Origin of the sequence: Nocardia sp. NPDC127606, from assembly GCF_042671725.1 — a bacterium.
Taxonomy (GTDB): domain Bacteria; phylum Actinomycetota; class Actinomycetes; order Mycobacteriales; family Mycobacteriaceae; genus Nocardia.
The window spans coordinates 2100547-2119429 of the sequence record NZ_JBHXWQ010000001.1 but is presented as its reverse complement, the minus strand read 5'-3'; the positions used below and the strand labels follow the sequence as shown (position 1 = coordinate 2119429).

Here is an 18883-nt window from a genome sequence, read left to right as displayed (position 1 = left end):
CGCCGTCCTACTTGCTCGGCTCCGGCGCGGTCCGGTTCATCACCGAGTGCTTGCGCGAATACGCGAAGTACACGATCAGGCCGACGACCAGCCAGCCGAGGAAGCGCACCCAGGTCTCCCACGGCAGCGACCAGATCAGGTAGGCCGAGAAGCCGATCCCGACCAGCGGGATCACCGGCATCAGCGGCAGCCGGAACGAACGCGGGGCGTCGGGCCTGGTGCGCCGCAACACGATCACCGAGATGCACACCACGATGAAGGCCATCAGGATGCCGATATTGGTGAGTTCGGCGACGGTGTTGATCGGCAGCACGCCGGCCAGGATCGCGGCGCCGAAGCCGACGATCCAGGTGACCCTGGTCGGCACCTTGCGGGTGGGGTGGGTCTTGGCGAACCAAATGGGCAGCAGCCCGTCGCGGCTCATCGCGAACCACACCCGGGTGACGCCGAGCATGAAGGTGAGCACGACGGTGACGATGCCCACGATCGCGCCGACCGCGATGATATTGGCGACGCCCGGCATCCCGACCGATTCGAACGCGGTGGAGAAACCACTGGTCGGGCTGATCTCGGTGTACTTCTGCATACCGGTGAGCACGAGTGTGGCCAGCACGTAGAGCACCATTGCGATCGCCAGGGAGTAGATGATCGCCTTGGGCAGATGCTTGCGCCCGTCGATGGATTCCTCGGCCGCGGTGCTCATGGCGTCATAACCGAACACGGCGAAGAACACCGTGGCCGCACCCGTCCACACCGCGCCGGTGCCGAACGGGAAGTACGGGTCGTAGTTGGCGCTGTCGATATGGAACACCCCGAGCACCACGATAAGCACGACCAGAGCGACCTTGATGCCGACCGCGACCGTCTCGAACCGGCCGACACTGCCGATGCCGCGCGAGAGCACCCACGCGGTGCCGAGACAGAACAGCACCGCGAACAGGTCGACCACCCGGCCGTCGCCGGTATCGGGCGCGCCGAGCATCCACTCCGGCAGGGTGAGCCCGATCTGATCGAGCAGGAACCCGAAGTACCCCGATACGCCGATCGCGACCACCGCCGCCACCGCGATGTACTCGAGCAGCAGATCCCAGCCGATGAACCAGCCCGCGAGCTCACCGAGCGAGACGTAGCCGTAGGTGTAGGCCGAGCCCGCTTTCGGGACCATGCCCGCGAATTCGGCGTAGCACAGCGCCGCCGCCGCACTGGCGACACCGGCGATCAGGAACGAGATCAGCACCGCCGGACCGGTGACCGAGTGCGCGACCGAGCCCGCCAGCGTGAAGATGCCCGCGCCGATGATGCCGCCGACGCCGATCGCGGTGAGCTGCCAGAGCCCGAGTGATTTGGCGAGGCGCTCATCGCTGGGGATCTCGTCGTCGACCTCTATCAGGGGTTTGCGGCGCAACATCTGGGTGCGCAGCTCTGCGAAAGACATTCGCGTTTCCTTCCATCGGCGCACACCGCCGCGTCACGGTGGGCTCCTCCGAGTACACCGCCACGCGCAACCGCGGGCGTCGAGAGTGAATAATGTTCAGCGGCGATGATCGTTCGACAAAGCCGGTCATCTTCCGCGCGCGCCGACCAGTGCGCGCAGGAAGAACCCGAGGTTGGCGGGCCTTTCGGCAAGCCTGCGCATGAAGTACCCGTACCACTGGTCACCGTAGGGGACGTACACGCGAACATGGTTGCCCGCGGCGGCGAGTCGCTGCTGTTCCTCGGCGCGAATGCCGTACAGCATCTGGTACTCGTACTCCTCGGTCTTGCGCTGTGCCGACTGCACGCCCACCCCGGCCGCGGTGATCACCGCCGGGTCGTGCGAGGCGATCATCGGATAGCCCGCGCCCGCGGTGAGGATGCCGAGGCACCGCATGTAGGACGCGTCGACCTCGGCCTTGTCGCGGAAGGCGACCGACTCGGGTTCGTCATAGGCGCCCTTGCACAGCCGGATTCGCGAACCCGGTCCCGCCATCGCCCGGCAGTCGTCCTCGGTGCGGCGCAGATACGCCTGCAACACCGTGCCCAGCCACGGGTAGTCCGCGCGGAGTTCACGCACGATCGACAGCGTCGAATCGGTGCTGGTGTGGTCTTCGGCGTCGACGGTGACCCAGATCCCGGCGGCTTCGGCGGCGGCACAGATCTGGCGGGCGTGCTCGCGGGCGATGGCGTGCCCGTCGATGGGCAGGGCCTGGCCGAGCGCGGACAGTTTCACCGAAACCTCCAGTGGCCGAACAGCTCCCGTTGCCACCTCGGACTGGGGGAGGGCGCCGAGCGCGGCGATCAAGGTGAGGTACTGCACGACGGTCGCCTCGGCGCCTGCCGGATCGGTGGTGTCCTCACCCAGGTAGTCGATGCTGACGAAACGTCCTGAGCGCAACAGTGATTCGGCGGCCCGCACCGCCTGCTCGGTGCTGGCGCCCGCGACGAAGCGGGCCACCACCGCCCGGCTGACCGGCAGTCGGGTGATGGTGCGCTCGAGTCGGGGTGAACGCGCGGCGGCGAGCATGGTCGAACGCAGCAGAACAGACATCAGTCGACCTCCGGTGCCTGGTGGGGGTAGCGATGTTCGGTGGGCGGAACGAAGGTTTCCTTGATCGTGCGCGCGGAGGTCCAGCGCAGCAGATTCTGCTGGGAACCGGCCTTGTCGTTGGTGCCGGACGCGCGTCCACCGCCGAAGGGCTGCTGGCCCACGATCGCGCCGGACGGTTTGTCGTTGATGTAGAAGTTGCCCGCGGCGAAGGTGAGCCGGTCGGTCGCCTCGGTGATCGCGGTGCGGTCCTGTGCGATGACCGAGCCGGTGAGCCCGTACAGGCTGCCGCTGTCGACGAGGTCCATCGCGTCGGCGAAGGCGGTCGGGGTGCTGTCGTCGTAGACGTGCACCGCCAGGATCGGGCCGAAGTACTCGGTGCCGAAGACCTCGTCGGTCGGATCGTCACCGACCACGATGGTCGGGTCGATGAACCAGCCGACACTGTCATCGCTGTGTCCGCCCGCCACCACGGTCAGGCCCGGTGTGGCCTTGGCGCGCTCGAGCGCGGCGGTGTTGCGGTCGAAGGCGCGTCTATCGATCAGCGCCCCGCCGAAATTGCTGAAATCGGTGACGTCGCCATAGCGCAGGTTCGATGTCCGTTCGATCAGGTCCTCCGACATCGTCGCCCACACCGAACGCGGGATGAACGCTCGCGAGGCGGCCGAACACTTCTGGCCCTGATAGTCGAACGCGCCGCGCACCAGCGCGGTGGTGAGCACCGCCGGATCGGCCGACGGGTGCGCGAGCACGAAGTCCTTGCCGCCGGTCTCGCCGACCAGTCGTGGATAGGTGCGGTAGCCGTCCAAACGCTGCGCGACCTCGCGCCACAGGTGCTGGAAGGTGGCCGTCGACCCGGTGAAGTGCACGCCGGCCAGGCGGGGGTCGGCCAGCACGACATCGGAGATCACCGGACCCGGCCCGTTGACCAGGTTGATCACCCCGGGCGGCAGCCCGGCCGCCTCGAGCAGTCGCATCGTCAGATAGGCCGCCACGGACTGGCTCCTGGCCGGCTTCCACACCACGGTGTTACCCATCAGCGCGGGCGCGGTGGGGAGATTGCCCGCGATCGCGCTGAAGTTGAACGGTGTCACCGCGTAGACGAACCCCTCGAGCGAGCGGTACTGCATCCGATTCCACACCCCCGGCGAGGAGATCGGCTGCCCGGCGAGGATCTCGCGGGCGAAGGAGACATTGAATCGCCAGAAGTCGATCAGCTCGCACGGCGCGTCGATCTCGGCCTGATAGGCGGACTTGGACTGCCCGAGCATCGTCGCGGCCGCGATCTTCTCCCGCCACGGCCCGGAGAGCAGGTCGGCGGCACGCAGGAAGATCGCGGCTCGGTCGTCGAACGGCATCGCCTGCCAGGCGGGCGCCGCGGCACAGGCGGCCTCGACCGCGGCGGCGGTTTCGGCGGTGCTCGCGTCGCGCAGGGTGCCGAGGACAGCGGCGTGACGATGCGGTTGGACCACGTCGAAGGAAGGACCGTCGCCGGGCAGATGGCGACCGCCGATCACGTGGCTGATCTCGGTGGGGGAGGCGGACAACTCGGCGAGCGCGGTCTGGAGGCGGCTGCGTTCCGGGCTGCCCGGAGCGAAGGTGCCGACAGGTTCGTTGACCGGCGGCGGGGTGGTCGCGATGGCGTCCATGAGTGCGGCTCCTGCGTCGTGAGGGATAGCGGGATGTGACGTAGTCAACACCGATCGGCAGCGGTCATAATCATCTGATCGGATGAATATCCGAGACAGTCTTTGTCCGATCGACCAAACCGGAGGGTGCCCGATGTCCGACGGGTCCACCACGCTGCGCGAGCTGCTCGCCGCGCTCGACCGCACCGTCGCGACGCTCGTCGACGCGCCCGCGGGCGAGGACATCGCGGTGCGAACGGTCGCGTTGGCCGAGCCTGCTGACCTGCCCGAACACCTCGATGCCGAGGGCGCGCTGCCCGAGTCGTACTTGCTGGTCGGCGTCGACGCCGACGCGACCGAGCGCTGGTTGCGCGACGTCGGCGACCGCGACCCCGCGCAGCGCCCGCGCGTGCTCATGACCAAGAGCGCCAACGACTCACCCGGGGTACGCGCCGCCGCCCACACCGCGGGCGTCGCGCTGGTGCACGTGCACCGGCAGGCGCGTTGGGACCAGGTGTTCTCCCTGATCCGGCGGATGCTGGCCCGTTCACCCGGTCAGCGCGCCGCATCCGACGAGCACGACCTGCTCGCCCCCGACACCGACCTGTTCGGGCTGGCCCAGGTGCTGGCCAGAGAGACCGGCGGCATGGTCTCGATCGAGGACCCTCAATCGCACGTCCTGGCCTACTCGGCCTCGGACGCCTCGGCCGACCGGCTGCGTATCCAGTCCATCCTCGGCAGGGAAGGTCCGAGCGACTACCTGCGGATCCTGCGGGAATGGGGCGTGTTCGACCGGGTGCGCCGCGGTGACGAGGTCGTCGACGTGCCCGAACATCCCGAGCTCGATATCCGCCGCAGACTCGTCGTCGGCATCCGGCGTGGCGCCGGCGGGGCACAGTCCAGAATGCTCGGGACCATCTGGTTGCAGCAGGGTGCGGGGCCGCTGCGACCCGACGCGGCGCAGGTGTTGCGCGGCGCGTCGGCGGTGGCGGCCAGGATCATCGCGCGGCGGCTGGACGCACCGTCGACCGAGGCATTGCTCGTCCGCCGGCTGTTCGGCGCGCACGGCGACGGCGTCGACGTGCCCTCGGTAGCCGCCGCGCTGAACCTGCCGACGACCGGTCCCGCCGCGGTGATCGGCTTCGCGCCGATCGGCCCCGCCGCGGGACTGGCCGCGTCGAGTGGCTTGATCCGGTTGCACGCCAGCGCTTTCCGCGACGATTCGGTGACCGAGTCGATCGGCGAGCGGGTCTATGTCCTGTTGCCCGCCTACCATTCCGAGCGCAGCGTCGGCTCGTGGGTGCGCAAGCTGGTGACCCAGCTCGAGCAGACGCGCGAACTGGTGGTGCGGGCCGCGATCGCCGCACCGGTCGCGGGGCTCACCGCGGTCGCGGGTGCGCGCGCCGAGGTCGACCGGGTGCTGGACAGCCCGGTCGCCGACCCCACGGGCAGCCGGGTCGCCACGCTGGCCGATGCCAGGACCGCGGTGCTGCTGGCCGAGATCATGGAGCTGATCCGCGAGCGCCCGCGCCTGCACGATCCGCGCCTGGCCGACCTCGACGCCTACGACCGAACCCACGCCGCTGACCTGCGTGTATCGGCTCTGGCCTATCTGCGCGCGCACGGTGAGGTGCGCGCCGCCGCGGCCGCGCTGCGCGTGCATCCGAACACGCTGCGCTACCGGCTGCGGCGGGTGGAGGCCGTCCTCGGCATCGACCTGACCGACCCCGAGGACCGGTTGCTGCTCGACATTCAGCTGGCCGCGCTGCCCGGAACGGCGATTGCTCAGAAGTAACACAGATATTGCAGTTAGTCTGCAATAGTCATCCGGGTCGGACGGTCGTGGAACGAAGGAGTAACGGTGAGCAGTGCACACACGGGTCGGGGCGAGCTGTCACGGCGCGGAATGCTGGGTGTCGGAGTCGGCGCTGCCGCGGCGGTGGCGGTCGGCGCGACCGTCACCGGATGTGGTGACCGACCGGCCGGAGTCACCCCGTCGAGCACCCAGACCGAGCCGACCGAGGCCATCCTGGATGCCAACCGCGCGCTGGGCGACACCTTGCCCTTCGGCGATACCGCCGACTTCGCCGACGCCGATCGCGGCTGGATCGCCTCCCTCGAACCGGGCCGGGTGACCGATCCGTCGGGGAAAGTGGTGTGGGACACCGACTCCTACGACTTCCTCGCCGGGTCCTGCCCGCAATCGGTGAACCCGAGCCTGTGGCGGCAGTCCCAGCTCACCGTCAAGCAGGGCCTCTACGAGATCGCGCCGGGTTTCTACCAGATCCGTGGCCTCGACCTGTCGAACATGACGTTGATCGAAGGCGATACCGGCGTGGTCGTCATCGATCCGCTGGTCTCGGCGGAGACCGCGGCGGCCGGGCTCGCGCTCTATCGCAAGCATCGCGGTGACCGGCCGGTCACCGGCCTGATCTACTCCCACTCCCATGTCGACCACTTCGGCGGCAGCTACGGCGTCATCACCCCGCAGGACGTCGCCGCCGGTCGCTGCCCGGTGATCGCGCCGTCGGGTTTCGTGGAGCACGCCGTCGCCGAGAACATCTACACGGGTACGGCGATGGCCCGCCGCGCCGCCTACATGTACGGCGCCGCCCTGCCTCGCGGCCCGAAAGGGCAGGTGGGAGCCGGTCTCGGACAGACCAATTCGGTGGGCACGATCAGCCTGATCCCGCCCACCGTGCATGTCACCCGCACCGACCAGGAAGAGACGGTCGACGGCGTGCGGATGGTCTTCCAGCTGACGCCGGGCACCGAGGCGCCGTCGGAGATGAACTTCTACTTCCCCGATCGCCGCATCCTGTGCATGGCCGAGAACGCCACCCACACCATGCACAACATCGTCACCCTGCGCGGCGCGCTGGTGCGCGACCCGCATGTCTGGTCGAAATACCTCACCGATTCGATCAACCGCTACGGTCGCCGGTCGGATCTGGTGTTCTCCTCGCACCACTGGCCCATCTGGGGTACCGATCGGATCGTGGAGTTCCTGTCGCTGCAGCGCGACATGTACGGCTACCTCAACGATCAGACGCTGCGACTGCTGAACCAGGGCTATGTCGGCGCCGAGATCGCCGAAATGCTGCGGATGCCGCCTGCGCTGACCACGTCGTGGTCCACCCACGGCTACTACGGCTCGGTGAGCCACAACGTCAAGGCCGTGTATCAGCGGTACATGGGCTGGTTCGACGGCAACCCGGCCCACCTGTGGGAACACCCGCCGGTGGAGAACGCGCGCCGCCACGTCGACGCGATGGGCGGCGCCGACGCGGCCCTGCGCACGGCGCAGAAGGCCTACGACGCCGCCGACTACCGCTGGGTCGTCCAAGTGGTGAACTACGTGATCTTCGCCGACCCCACCAACAAGACGGCAAAAGACTTGCAGGCCAGTGCCTTCGAACAACTCGCCTATGGCGCGGAGAACGCCACCTGGCGCAACTTCTATCTCAGTGGCGCCCACGAACTGCGCAACGGTTCCTTCGGTACGCCGACCACGGCCAACTCCGCGGCGATGGCCGCCGCGCTGAGCGTGGAGCAGGTGTTCGACGCGGTGTCGCTGCGGATCGACGGTCCGAAAGCCTGGGATGTCCGGATGAGCACCGACTGGCGGATCAGCAACGAGGACAACCGCGTCCACCGCGTCGAACTGCGCAACGGCGTGCTCGTGCACTACGACCGATTCCCCGGTGACGCGCTGCCCGCGCCCGACGCGACGATCACCCTCACCCGTCAGACCCTGATCGCCACCCTGGTCGGTGGCGCCGACCTGCGTAAGGGCGTCGCCGGCGGTGACATCGCCGTCGACGGCGATGTCACCGCACTGGCGAAGCTGCCCGGCCTGATCGACAAGCCGGACCCGAACTTCGCCATCGTCACCCCGTGACGCCCTCAGGAACCGGTGGGCACCTCGCCGACCGCCTTGGCCGGATCGATCACGCCGAACACCTCGCCCTGGGGCGCCTGCAGAATGCCCATCCGGCCGAACGGGCTGTCGTCGGGGCCCATGATCACCGAAGCTCCCAATTCGGTGGCCTTGGCCAGCGAGCCGTCGGCGTCGTCGACCTGGATCCAGGTGAGCCAGTAGGGCGGGGTGCTCAGCGCTGAGGCGTCCATCATGCCGCCGATCTCGTGGCTGTCACCGGGCAGCGCGAAGGTGGAGTAGGTGAAGGAATCGCCGTCACCGATTTCGTTGTACTGCCAGCCGAATACCGTGTTGTAGAACTCGTGTGCCTGGTCGTAGGCGGGGGTGTGCAGTTCGTTCCAGCAGTAGGCGCCGTGCTGGTTGAACACGCCGGCACCGTGGTGGGCCTTGGCTTCCCATACGCCGAAGACCCCGCCTGCCGGGTCGGCGGCGATGAACATCCGCCCCACGTCGAGAACATCGAACGGCGGCATGAACACCTGTCCGCCCGATTTGCTCACCCGTTCGGCGATCTCGTCGGCGCGTTCGGCCGCGAAGTAGGTGGTCCATACGGACGGCATCTCGCCCATGCCCTCGGGTTTCGGGCCGATGCCCGCCGCCGGTCGGCCTTCGAGTGTGGCCATGAGATAGCCGCCGGCTTCGGCGGGACCGTCCTGGACCTCCCAGCCGAACAGTGTGCGGTAGAAGTCGCGGGCGGCGGTGGTGTCGTCCACCTGACAGTCGATCCAGCAGGGAGTTCCCTGCGGCCAAGCGTGGTCGCGTGTCGGCATTGTCGAACGTCCTCCTCGACGATGGATGAAGGCCGGTCCCAACCGCACCGGCATGGGCCAGTCAACCACCAGCCACCGACAAGAACGCGGAGCCCGAAACCGCGCTGAACTGGAACAACGTGTGTTCACAGCGACAGTCCGAGCGGGCCGACGCTCACCCGGCAAACTCGTTACCCCTGTTACAGTTTCCGCGCCGATCGTGCGGTGGCTTGGTCAACGTCGGAAACGAACCGGTCGGGAGCGATTCATGGTGGGTAGAGGTTCGGAACGCGGGTTCGTCCGGATTCTGGTGACGATCCTCGCGGTGGTCGTCGTGCTCGGCTGCGGCGGTGGTCCCGCCGGTGGACAGCCGCCGGACGTGCCGACCGCGCGGTGGACCGCCGAGCACGACGGCCCGGGCGCCTACCCCGAGGTGCGGGTGGAGCGCGGCGTCCAGATCGCGATGAGCGACGGCGTGGTGCTCAAAGCCGACGTCTACCGCCCGGCCGACGCCGCGGGCGTGATCGAGCAGAAGCCGCTTCCGGTGATCGTCAGCCTGACCCCGTATTCCAAACTCATGACGGGGCTGATCGAATCGGCCGCCGCGATCCCGGGCCTGCAGTCCACCGCCGTCGACATCGTGCGCAGGCTGAACCTGTCCACCACCCCGATCAGCGGTTTCGGCGACCTCATGCAGGCACTGGACGGCGGCATGATCCAGACCATGCTCGGCGTCGACCGCAAACTCGTCCGCGCCGGCTATACCGTCGTCGTGGCCGATGTGCGCGGAACCGGTCTGTCGCAGGGCAAATGGGACACCCTCGGTGTGCGCGAACAGCTCGACACCCGCGAGGTGATCGACTGGGCGGCCACGCAGCCGTGGTCGAACGGGCGCATCGGGATGAGCGGCGGCTCCTACTCCGGGATCAACCAGCTGCGGGCCGCCGAGAACGCCCCGCCCGCGTTGCAGGCGATCTTCCCGGTCGAGCCCGGCAGCGACCTCATGCGGGACGTGGTCGCCCCCGGTGGCGGCGTCGGCACCACCTTCCTGCCGCTGTGGCTGAACTCGGTCAACCAGCTCAAACTCGTCCCCGACGTGGCCTCGATGGTCGACGGCAGTTTCGACTGGACCTGGTTCAACGATCGCCTCGCCGACCCGACCACCAACTTCGACCTGCTCGCCCAGTCGCTGCTCACCCCGTCGTTGTCGAATATGCCGCCCGCGCTCGACGGCGCGCTCGATGACACCTCGGCGTTCCGCGAGGCGATCATGGGCCACCCGGAGAACGTCACGGTGCCCACCTTCGTCTACGGCGGCTGGCACGACATCTTCGCCAACAGCGCGACCAAGCTCTACGAACAGATCCCGCTGCCCGCCGGGCGCAAGCAACTCGTCGTCGGCGACACCTATCACGCCAATCCCGGTGCGGGTACCGGTGTTCCCGGCGCGCCCCCGCGCCTGGACGTTCTGCAACGGGCCTGGTTCGACAAATGGCTCAAGGACATCGACAGCGGTGTCGAGGGATTCGGGCCGGTCACGGTGAAACAGCAAGGTGGCAGCTGGGTGACGCTGCGAGAGTTCCCGCAGCCCGGTGTCACGCATCGCCGCGTCTACCTCTCCGCCGCGCCCAGCGGCAGTACCGAGGACAGTCTGCACGACGGGTCGCTCAGCGCCACGGGACCGTCGGCAACCGAAACACTGACCGTCGCACCGGGTTTGAATCAGGTCTGCTCGCGCGACGCGGCGCAGGGCTCGGCGGGCATGACGGCCGCGTTCGACACCTGCGCGAAGGACTCCCGCATCGCCGAACGCAACGGACTCACCTTCACCAGCGCCCCGCTGACCGAACAGACGGTGATCTCGGGCCCGATCAATGTGCGGCTCAACACGATCCACGATGCCACCGACGGATTCTGGAACGTCACCGTCAACGACGTGGCACCCGACGGGACCTCGACGGTGCTGACCACCGGCCAGCTCACCTCGTCGATGCGGGCCGTCGACGAACGTCGCAGCGCGCGCTCGATCAACGGCGACTTCACCGCGCCGTTCAACCCACTCACCGTCGACCGGCTGCTTCCGGTGGTTCCCGGCGCACCCACCGATATCGATGTGGCCGTCATCCCGACTCAGGCGGTGCTGGCGGCGGGGCATCGGCTGCGCATCGACGTCTTCGCGGGCAACGCGCCCAAGGCATTGCCGTTCCGGCCGATGCTGAACGCCAGCGGTCTCGAGCCCCAGCACGTTCGTCTCGACCCCGCGGCGCCGAGCTTCGTCAACCTGCCCACCGACCGGCCGATTCCCTGATCGACGCTGGGGGAGTCCTCGCCCCACTACCCTCGGTCGGGCAGGATGCGTGGGCGTGCTGTGGAGACGAGGAGGTCGCTGTGGTCGAACCTGTCATCGTGGTGATGGGGGTGTCGGGGTGCGGGAAGACGACCGTCGGCGCGCTGACCGCCGACCGGCTCGAAGTCCCGTACGCCGAAGGTGACGACTTCCATCCGGCGGCCAACATCGAGAAGATGGCCTCGGGTATCCCGCTCACCGACGCCGACCGGCTGCCCTGGCTCGACACTGTCGCGGACTGGCTCGCCGAGCACCAGGCGACCGGCGGGGTCGCGACCTGCTCGGCGTTGCGGCGGGCCTATCGCGACCGCCTGCGCGAGAAGGCGCCGCAGACCTACTTCGTCCATCTGGCCGCCACCCGCGAGGAACTGCTACGCCGGATGACCGGCCGACTCGGTCACTTCATGCCGACGATCCTGCTGGACTCCCAGCTCGACACCCTCGAACCGCTGCAACCCGACGAAGCGGGGATCACCCTCAACGCGCTGCAGCCGCCGAGTGCGCTCGTCACCGAGGCCGTCGACTACTGGATCGCCGATCACCGCTGAAGCAGCGGATGCAGCTCTTCGACCGGGGCCAGCATCAGCATCGCGCCCACGACCAGTGCCGCCAGGCAGACAGCGCTGAAGAACAACACCCACAGCACCGCGGGCAGATGTGTCAACCGGGCCAACTGGTCCGCATCGGAGTCCGTACGCCCGGGTTGCCTGCGTCGGCTGCGCTGCAGTTCGAAGACGGGCCGCACCCCGGCGGCCAGCAGGAACCACGCCGCGAGATACGCGAACGCGGCCTGCAGCAGATCGCTGCCGAACCACGACACCCCGAACACCAGCGCACCGAGCACGAACACGGTGAGCAGCCCGTACACATTGCGGATCTTGATCAGCACCGCCGCCAGCATCACCAGCGTCGCCCACAGCATCACCGTGACCCGGCCCGTCCCGAGCAGCGCCGCGTAGCCGAGCCCGAGCAGCGCCGGCGCCGGATATCCGGCGGCCGCGGTGAGAATCATGCCGGGACCACTCGGTTTGCCGCTCGACACGGTCAGCCCCGACGTGTCGGTGTGCAGCGTGATCGCGTGCAGCCTGCGCCCGGTGAGCAGCGCGACCACCGCGTGCCCGCCCTCGTGCGCCACGGTCACCGCGGCGCGGGTCAGCCGCCACAGCGGTCGGTAGCCGACCAGAATCAACGCCACCGCGGCGGTGGCGAGCACCAACCACCAGGCGGGCGCGGGCTGAGGGGCGAGGAGACGATCGAGCAGCGAGCTGGCAGATCCGGTGTTCACCGCCGCACTTTAACCGTCCGCGGGCTCGTGCGCCGCCGACCGTGGAACCGGACTGCCACAGAACTGCCTGCGGTGCCGTCCATTCCGCCACCGAGCCCGTGGCGACGCGCATCGTGGTAGCAATGGGCATGCCGATGCTCCCTCACCGCTGGACTCCGCCACGCCCCACCGCTCGTGCGCGGCAGACCCGCAGCGATCCGCCGATGCCGCCGACCCGTCTGTTGCCGCTGCCGGGCAACGGCCCGGAGGATGTCGTGGTGCTGCCCGACGGCCGGATCGTCACCGGGACCGACGACGGCGCGATCTGGCGCGTCGATCCGGCGAGCGGTGAGGTCGAGCGGATCGCCGACGCCGGTGGCAGGCCACTGGGCATGCACGTCGAGGCCGACGGCGCGCTGCTGATCTGTGTCGCGGGTCGAGGCGTCCTCCGGCTGGCCGAAGCGGGCGCGGAACTGGAGGTGGTCGTCGGGGAACTCGACGGTGCCCCGATCGCGTTTCCCAGCAACGTGATTCGCGACGACGACGGCACGATCTACTTCTCGATCTCGTCGCGGCGGTGGCCGTTCGAGCAGTGGATGACCGACATTCTGGAACATTCCGGCAGCGGACAGCTGGTCCGCCGCGATCCGGACGGACACCTGGAAGTGCTCGTCGACGGTCTCCAGTTCGCCAACGGCGTGGTACTGGCGCCCGACCGATCCTTTCTGCTGGTTGCCGAGACCGGCGCCTACCGGATCACGCGCTACTGGCTGACCGGTCCGCGCGCGGGCACCACCGACTACGTCGCCGAGAACCTGCCCGGTTCACCCGACAACATGCTGGTCGGCAGCGACGGGCTGGTCTGGGTCGGTATCGTCTCCCCGCGTAACCCATTGCTGGACAGGCTCTTCCCGCTCCCTGGGATCCTGCGACGACTGGTCGACGCGCTACCGGATCGCCTGACGCCCGCGCCCGTCCGTTCGGTCTGGGTGCTCGCGTTCGATTTCGACGGCACCCTCGTGCACGACCTGCAACGCGACGGCGCCGACTACGCGCTGGTCACCGCCGTGGCCGAACACAACGGCACCCTCTACCTCGGCAGCCTGTCCGAGCCGGCGATCGCGGTCACCTCGGTACCGGCGAGCTGACCTCAGCGCCGCACGGTGGACGGCACCGGATGGTCCGGTTCCAGCGCGGGCAGCCCGTCGATGCTGGTGGAGTTGTCTCCGGCGATACGGCGGGCGAAGTCGGCGTCGGTGCGGCGGGTATGGGCCTCGTCGAGGATCGAGCGTTCCTCGACGAGCTCGAGTTTCGGCACCGACCAGCCGCACGAGTCGGCGATCCGGTCGACCGCGATCACCACCACCGAACGGATGCCGGTGTGACCGGTGCCGAAATGTTCACGCAGCCTGTCGAATTCGTCGGAGTCGGGGCGAACCACCCGGCCTGCGCCGAAGAGTCGCAGGATGCGGGTGGTGCGGGTGAACGAGCAGAACATCACGGTGATCCGGCCGTTGTCGCGCAGATGGGCGATCGTTTCCGAGCCGCTGCCGAACAGATCGAGATAGGCGACAGTGTGGTCGTCGAGCACGGCGAAGGTGTCGCGGTAGCCCTTGGGGGAGACATTCACGTGGCCGCCGACGGACGGCGCGGTGCCGATGAAGAACATCGGCTGTTCGGTGATGAATGCCCGCAACTTGTCGTCGATCCGATCGAACACCTTGCCCATGACGCACTCTCTTCGTCCCACCAGTCGGTGGGCTCCCCGCGTCCACTGTATCGACCGGCCGGGCCGGGGCCGCCGTTCGGTTCACGGTGAGGGTTACCGCAGACGGCCGCGCCGCGTTGGCCGACGATATCCCTATGACGCAGACCGCCCCGAGCCCCGCCCACCCCGTACAGCAGCGTTACGCGGACCCGGCCACCGAGATTCCGGCCCAGTGGAATCCGGTGCTCGAGGTGCTGCACGCGCACAAGTCGGTGCGCCGCTATCTCCCGGATCCCGTATCGCCGGACACGATTCGGCTGCTGGTGTCGGCCGCGCAGTCGGCGGCGACCTCGTCGAACCTGCAGGTGTGGAGCGTCATCGAGGTCCGTGATCCGGCGCGCCGGGCCAGGTTGGCCGCGATCGCGGGCGGTCAGGCGCATATCGAGCAGGCGCCGGTGCTGCTGGTCTGGACGGCCGACTTCGCCCGGTTGCGTCAGCTCGCCGACGATCACGGCGCACCGCTGGAGGGCGCCGACTATCTCGAATCCAGCTATGTCGGCTTCGTCGACGCCGCGCTCGCGGCACAGAACGCGGTGGTAGCGGCCGAATCCCTCGGCTTGGGCACCGTCTACATCGGCGCGCTGCGCAACGACCCGGAAGCGGTTGCGGCCGAGCTGAATCTGCCCGATCACGTCTTCGCGGTCTTCGGTCTGGTCGTCGGCCACCCGGACCCGGCCGAGGGCACCAGGGTCAAGCCGCGGCTACCGCAGGCGGCGGTGCTGCATCACGAGACCTACGACCTGCCCGTCCAGCGCGAGCCGGTCGCCGAGTACGAACAGCGGATCGGCGAGATCTACACCGATCAGGGCCTGCCGTTCTCGTGGACCGAGCGCACCCTGGCCCGGCTGGCATCGGCGGCCTCCCTGAACGGCCGCCACCGGTTGCGGGAGTCCCTGGCTGCCAGGGGATTCCGACTGCACTGAGCGAGCGGGCCGCTCAGCCGTCGATCGCCTTCTTGGTCAGGTCGAGCGAGCGGATGCGGGCGTCGAGGTCGTAGACGAGGGTGTTGAGCATGAGCTCGTCGGGGGAGGTGGCGTCGAGCAGTTGCGCGGCTTGGGCCCGGACCGTCTCCGGCGAGCCCTGCAACTGCGCGGCCCGGCGCTGCGCGGCGAAGTGGCGTTCGGCGTCGGTGCCGGGGAAGCCCGCGGCCTGCTCCGGGGTGGCCAGTGCCTGCGGGCGACCCGAGCGCAGGTTGGCGAAGGCGAGATCGCGGGGTGCGGCGAGGCGGTCGGCCTCGGCGTCGGTGTCGGCGCAGATCGCGGAGGCGGCCACGATCGTGTACGGCTCGCTCAGGGTCTGTGACGGCCGGAAGTTGTCGCGGTAGAGCGTCAGGGCGGCGACGGTGTTGTCGGGGGCGATGTGATGGGCGAACGCGAACGGCAGACCCAGCACCGCGGCGACCTGCGCGCTGTACCCGCTCGAGCCGAGCAGCCACACCTGCGGTTCCGCGCCGAGGCCGGGGCTTGCCACGATCCCGTGCGGATCGGCGCCACGGAAGAAGCCGATCAGCGCGGTGAGTTCCTGCGGGAACGCGTCACCACCGAGGCCTTCGGCACTGCGGCGCAGTGCGCGCGCGGTGACCGGATCGGTACCGGGTGCGCGGCCGATCCCGAGATCGATCCGTCCGGGATGCAGCGACTCGAGTGTGCCGAACTGTTCGGCGACCACCAGCGGCGGATGATTCGGCAACATCACCCCGCCCGAACCGACCCTGATCCGCGAGGTGGACGCGGCCAGATGCGCCAGCACCACCGCCGGCGCCGCGCTCGCGATGCCGGGCATGTTGTGGTGCTCGGCCACCCAGAATCGGCGAAAGCCCTGCTCCTCGGCGTGCTGTGCGAAGCGAGTCGTCGCGTGCAACGCATCACCGGCCGTCGCATCGGATTGCACCGGTGCCAGATCCAGAACCGACAGCGTGACGGCGCTCATTAGCCTCCTCGAGTTGTGTATTACCCCTATGGAGGCCAACCCGCGCCGGGCTGCCGGTATTTCCGCGCACCGGTGGTGGTGACACCGGCCACGGTTGCGGGGCGGTAGCGTGCACGACTGATCGACGCGACGGAAGGACTGCTCCATGTCAGCCGATGGCTCCGGCCTATCCACCGATGCCCCCGTGGCGTCCGCCCCTACGGCCGAATCGGAGGGATACGAACGCGGCCTGAACCCGCGCACCATCCAGATGATCGCCATCGGCGGTGCGATCGGCACCGGCCTGTTCTACGGGTCCGGTGCGGCGATCGAGCAGGCGGGTCCGTCGCTGATCCTGGCCTATCTCGCCGCCGGGCTGGCGATCTTCGTCATCATGCGCGCGCTCGGTGAGCTGCTGACCTACCGTCCGGTCTCGGGCAGTTTCGCCGAATACGCGCACGAGTTCCTCGGCCGGTTCGCCGGGTTCGCGACCGGCTGGTCGTACTGGGCGGTGTGGGTGTCGACCTGCATGGCCGAGATCACCGTGGCCGGCCACTACGTCCAATACTGGTTCGATATCCCGCAGTGGGTGACTGCACTGGTCGTCCTCGCGGTGCTGTTCACCGCGAACCTGATCTCGGTGCGGTTCTTCGGCGAGGGCGAGTTCTGGTTCTCGGCCATCAAGGTGACCGCGATCCTGGCGATGATCTTGATCGGCATCGGCGTGCTGGTGTTCGGCTTCGGCCACGCCGCCGATCCCACGGTGACCAACCTGTGGGCCGACGGAGGCATGTTCCCGCACGGTTTCGGTCAGACGCTGCTCGTGCTGCAGATCGTGGTGTTCGCCTACGTCGGTGTCGAACTGGTCGGCGTGACAGCGGGCGAAGCCCGCGACCCCAAGACCACGCTGCGCAAGGCGATCAACACCCTGCCGTTCCGGATCGGTCTGTTCTACGTCGGTGCGCTCGTGGTGATCATGTCGGTGGCGAGCTGGCGCAGTTTCCACGCCGGGCGCAGCCCGTTCGTCGAGGTCTTCGAACAGATCGGCATCCCCGCCGCGGCGGGGATCATCAACTTCGTGCTGCTCACCGCAGCACTCTCGTCGTGCAATTCGGGCATCTACTCCACCGGCCGGATGCTGCGCAGTCTGGCGTTGCGTGACGAAGCGCCTACCAAGTTCGCGACCCTGAGCAAGCAGTCGGTGCCGTTCACCGGCATCTGCGCCTCGGCGGGCGCGATGGTCATCGGGGTGGTCGTCAACGCCATCTCACCGGACAAGGCCTTCGCCTACATCACCTCGGTGAGTACCGTCGGGATCATCGTCGTGTGGAGCGTGATCCTGGTGTGCCACATCAAGTATCGCGCCAAGGTGCGGGCGGGCGAGCTGCCCGGCAGCGACTACCGGCTGCCCGGCGCTCCCGTCACCACATGGGCCGCACTGGGTTTCCTCGGGTTGGTCGTGGTGCTGTTGCTGTGGACCGATGGTGGGCGCACCGCGCTGGTCGTCGGTGCGGTCTGGGCGGCACTGGTCTGCGCGGGCTACTACGCCTTCGGCCGCCGCGACGCGGTGCACACCGGATAGCTCCGTTTGCTGGAAAGCCGCTGGCAGAGAGACGTTTTCTGTCATACCCCCTCGGTATCGTCGAAGTGTCACACAACCAGCCCGGACGCGAGTGTGACCGGGCGGTGCGAGAACGGGGGCACACGAGATGAGTGACGAGAACCGCGGCGATCTGCGGCCGCCACGCCAGCACGGAACCACCTGGCGGGAATCGGAATACCGGATACTGGCCGACGATCTGCGCGCGGGCGCCGATCTGGCCCGCACGGCGATCACGGTCGGGCGCACCGAATCGGCGGTGCGCACCGCGCTGCGCAACTTCGTGCCGCCGGAGGAACGGGTACCGACCGCCGAACGGGAACGCTGGATCCGCACACGCCTTGTCGCCGAACCGGAATGGGACTGGTGGGCGGTGGTGATCGACCATCACCGCCGCTCCCGCAGCGGCCTGTGGTTCACCCGCCACGAGCACTGCGCCCGCATCGGCTGGCGCCGACGCACCCCCATGCCCGCACTCGCCCAGGAGCTGGCCACCTCGGAGCTGTCGGTCGCCGAGCTGCTGCGTGCGCTGGGGTTGGTCGAGAGCATCGAGGAAGCCGCCGACCGACTCGGCGCCACCCCGGGCCTGGCCCTGGCCAAACGGGTCACCGCCCGCCGTGACGAAGCCGTCGGCGCCCGCTGGATCCTGGTCGTCGACGGCGCCGCGGGTACCACCCGGCCCCGCAACGCCCCGGTCCGGCGCCAGCTGTCCCTGCACGAGACCCGCGCCGACGCCGAGGCCGAACGCGACCGAATCCTGTCCTGGCACACCCGAATCGGCCCGGAAGATCCCGGCTCACCCGTCTGGTGGACCATCGCCGAACGCGGTCTCGGCGCAACGGTCGGCCACACCCGTTGCGGCACACACGATCCCACCGCCACCGGTGGCCGAATCCGCGCCGAAGCCCTCACGGTCGGCGACATCATCCGCGTCCCGGTCCCCGACGGCGGCTTCCTGCAGGACCGCATCACCGCGATCACCCAACCGGCCGCGGGCGCACCGATCGTCGTGGACTTGGCGCCGGTCGCCAACTCGCGCGTCCGTCGAGTCGTCGAATTCGCCGCCGACGAGGTCGTCGAGGTGGTGCGCAGATCGGAGGAACGCTCGGCATAGCGGGTGCGGCCGCCGATCCGAACTCAGCGGCGGTGAACGTC

15 protein-coding genes are annotated in these 18883 nt (G+C 68.7%); 8 read left to right on the top strand and 7 right to left on the bottom strand.

Annotation, left to right across the window (positions count from 1 at the left end):
• Positions 1-7: 7 nt before the first annotated feature.
• The 3 genes from ACFVJ5_RS09825 to pruA all read right to left on the bottom strand — a co-directional run bounded on the left by ACFVJ5_RS09825 (position 8) and on the right by pruA (position 4173).
• Positions 8-1435 carry an amino acid permease gene (locus ACFVJ5_RS09825; protein WP_379219507.1) on the bottom strand — a complete coding sequence of 476 codons (1428 nt, stop codon included), beginning with the start codon at positions 1433-1435 and terminating at the stop codon, positions 8-10.
• A gap of 126 nt (positions 1436-1561) precedes the next feature.
• Positions 1562-2527 (bottom strand): proline dehydrogenase family protein, encoded by a 966-nt coding sequence (locus ACFVJ5_RS09820; protein ID WP_379219506.1) that lies wholly within the window; start codon positions 2525-2527, stop codon positions 1562-1564.
• Positions 2527-4173: an L-glutamate gamma-semialdehyde dehydrogenase gene (gene pruA / locus ACFVJ5_RS09815; RefSeq protein WP_379219504.1), complete on the bottom strand. Its 1647-nt coding sequence runs from the start codon at positions 4171-4173 to the stop codon at positions 2527-2529. The genes ACFVJ5_RS09820 and pruA overlap by 1 nt, the downstream gene beginning before the upstream one ends.
• A 133-nt stretch (positions 4174-4306) precedes the next feature.
• Here pruA and ACFVJ5_RS09810 point away from each other — a divergent pair, with 133 nt between their 5' ends.
• Both ACFVJ5_RS09810 and ACFVJ5_RS09805 read left to right on the top strand, forming a co-directional pair.
• Positions 4307-5947: a PucR family transcriptional regulator gene (locus ACFVJ5_RS09810; RefSeq protein ID WP_379219502.1), complete on the top strand. Its 1641-nt coding sequence runs from the start codon at positions 4307-4309 to the stop codon at positions 5945-5947.
• Positions 5948-6058: 111 nt separating this feature from the next.
• The gene (locus tag ACFVJ5_RS09805; protein ID WP_379219808.1) at positions 6059-8053 is read left to right on the top strand and encodes an alkyl/aryl-sulfatase; all 1995 of its coding nucleotides are present in this window, start codon (positions 6059-6061) and stop codon (positions 8051-8053) included.
• A 5-nt stretch (positions 8054-8058) separates the two neighbouring features.
• Here ACFVJ5_RS09805 and ACFVJ5_RS09800 read toward each other — a convergent pair whose 3' ends face one another.
• Positions 8059-8862 carry a VOC family protein gene (locus tag ACFVJ5_RS09800; RefSeq protein WP_379219500.1) on the bottom strand — a complete coding sequence of 268 codons (804 nt, stop codon included), beginning with the start codon at positions 8860-8862 and terminating at the stop codon, positions 8059-8061.
• A gap of 247 nt (positions 8863-9109) precedes the next feature.
• Between ACFVJ5_RS09800 and ACFVJ5_RS09795 the strand changes: the two genes are divergently transcribed.
• Together ACFVJ5_RS09795 and ACFVJ5_RS09790 are read left to right on the top strand one after the other, a co-directional pair.
• Positions 9110-11149: a CocE/NonD family hydrolase gene (locus ACFVJ5_RS09795; RefSeq protein ID WP_379219499.1), complete on the top strand. Its 2040-nt coding sequence runs from the start codon at positions 9110-9112 to the stop codon at positions 11147-11149.
• Between the two features lie 104 nt (positions 11150-11253).
• The gene (locus ACFVJ5_RS09790; RefSeq protein WP_379219807.1) at positions 11254-11736 is read left to right on the top strand and encodes a gluconokinase; all 483 of its coding nucleotides are present in this window, start codon (positions 11254-11256) and stop codon (positions 11734-11736) included.
• Here the strand turns inward: ACFVJ5_RS09790 and ACFVJ5_RS09785 are convergent.
• Positions 11727-12473 (bottom strand): M50 family metallopeptidase, encoded by a 747-nt coding sequence (locus ACFVJ5_RS09785; RefSeq protein ID WP_379219497.1) that lies wholly within the window; start codon positions 12471-12473, stop codon positions 11727-11729. The two genes, ACFVJ5_RS09790 and ACFVJ5_RS09785, sit on opposite strands and share 10 nt — an antisense overlap.
• A gap of 128 nt (positions 12474-12601) precedes the next feature.
• On the opposite strand from ACFVJ5_RS09785, the gene ACFVJ5_RS09780 reads away from it, so the two are divergent.
• Positions 12602-13600 (top strand): SMP-30/gluconolactonase/LRE family protein, encoded by a 999-nt coding sequence (locus ACFVJ5_RS09780; protein ID WP_379219495.1) that lies wholly within the window; start codon positions 12602-12604, stop codon positions 13598-13600.
• Positions 13601-13602: 2 nt separating this feature from the next.
• Here ACFVJ5_RS09780 and ACFVJ5_RS09775 read toward each other — a convergent pair whose 3' ends face one another.
• Positions 13603-14181, bottom strand: coding sequence for a pyridoxamine 5'-phosphate oxidase family protein (locus ACFVJ5_RS09775; protein ID WP_379219493.1), 579 nt, complete (start codon positions 14179-14181; stop codon positions 13603-13605).
• Positions 14182-14315: 134 nt separating this feature from the next.
• Between ACFVJ5_RS09775 and ACFVJ5_RS09770 the strand changes: the two genes are divergently transcribed.
• On the top strand, positions 14316-15143 hold the full coding sequence (locus tag ACFVJ5_RS09770) for an NADPH-dependent oxidoreductase (protein ID WP_379219492.1): 828 nt from the start codon (positions 14316-14318) through the stop codon (positions 15141-15143).
• 13 nt (positions 15144-15156) lie between these two features.
• Here ACFVJ5_RS09770 and ACFVJ5_RS09765 read toward each other — a convergent pair whose 3' ends face one another.
• Positions 15157-16149 carry an LLM class flavin-dependent oxidoreductase gene (locus ACFVJ5_RS09765; RefSeq protein WP_379219490.1) on the bottom strand — a complete coding sequence of 331 codons (993 nt, stop codon included), beginning with the start codon at positions 16147-16149 and terminating at the stop codon, positions 15157-15159.
• A 145-nt stretch (positions 16150-16294) separates the two neighbouring features.
• Here ACFVJ5_RS09765 and ACFVJ5_RS09760 point away from each other — a divergent pair, with 145 nt between their 5' ends.
• The gene (locus ACFVJ5_RS09760; RefSeq protein ID WP_379219488.1) at positions 16295-17710 is read left to right on the top strand and encodes an amino acid permease; all 1416 of its coding nucleotides are present in this window, start codon (positions 16295-16297) and stop codon (positions 17708-17710) included.
• A 127-nt stretch (positions 17711-17837) separates the two neighbouring features.
• Positions 17838-18842 carry a hypothetical protein gene (locus ACFVJ5_RS09755; RefSeq protein WP_379219486.1) on the top strand — a complete coding sequence of 335 codons (1005 nt, stop codon included), beginning with the start codon at positions 17838-17840 and terminating at the stop codon, positions 18840-18842.
• Positions 18843-18883 lie beyond the last annotated feature (41 nt).

Coding starts and splice junctions, on each gene's coding strand:
- ACFVJ5_RS09800 (WP_379219500.1), bottom strand. CDS start 8,862: ATGCCGACACGCGACCACGCTTGGCCGCAGGGAACTCCCTGCTGGATC.
- ACFVJ5_RS09765 (WP_379219490.1), bottom strand. CDS start 16,149: ATGAGCGCCGTCACGCTGTCGGTTCTGGATCTGGCACCGGTGCAATCC.
- ACFVJ5_RS09810 (WP_379219502.1), top strand. CDS start 4,307: ATGTCCGACGGGTCCACCACGCTGCGCGAGCTGCTCGCCGCGCTCGAC.
- ACFVJ5_RS09820 (WP_379219506.1), bottom strand. CDS start 2,527: ATGTCTGTTCTGCTGCGTTCGACCATGCTCGCCGCCGCGCGTTCACCC.
- ACFVJ5_RS09775 (WP_379219493.1), bottom strand. CDS start 14,181: ATGGGCAAGGTGTTCGATCGGATCGACGACAAGTTGCGGGCATTCATC.
- ACFVJ5_RS09795 (WP_379219499.1), top strand. CDS start 9,110: ATGGTGGGTAGAGGTTCGGAACGCGGGTTCGTCCGGATTCTGGTGACG.
- ACFVJ5_RS09770 (WP_379219492.1), top strand. CDS start 14,316: ATGACGCAGACCGCCCCGAGCCCCGCCCACCCCGTACAGCAGCGTTAC.
- ACFVJ5_RS09780 (WP_379219495.1), top strand. CDS start 12,602: ATGCCGATGCTCCCTCACCGCTGGACTCCGCCACGCCCCACCGCTCGT.
- ACFVJ5_RS09755 (WP_379219486.1), top strand. CDS start 17,838: ATGAGTGACGAGAACCGCGGCGATCTGCGGCCGCCACGCCAGCACGGA.
- pruA (WP_379219504.1), bottom strand. CDS start 4,173: ATGGACGCCATCGCGACCACCCCGCCGCCGGTCAACGAACCTGTCGGC.
- ACFVJ5_RS09825 (WP_379219507.1), bottom strand. CDS start 1,435: ATGTCTTTCGCAGAGCTGCGCACCCAGATGTTGCGCCGCAAACCCCTG.
- ACFVJ5_RS09805 (WP_379219808.1), top strand. CDS start 6,059: ATGCTGGGTGTCGGAGTCGGCGCTGCCGCGGCGGTGGCGGTCGGCGCG.
- ACFVJ5_RS09760 (WP_379219488.1), top strand. CDS start 16,295: ATGTCAGCCGATGGCTCCGGCCTATCCACCGATGCCCCCGTGGCGTCC.
- ACFVJ5_RS09790 (WP_379219807.1), top strand. CDS start 11,254: ATGGGGGTGTCGGGGTGCGGGAAGACGACCGTCGGCGCGCTGACCGCC.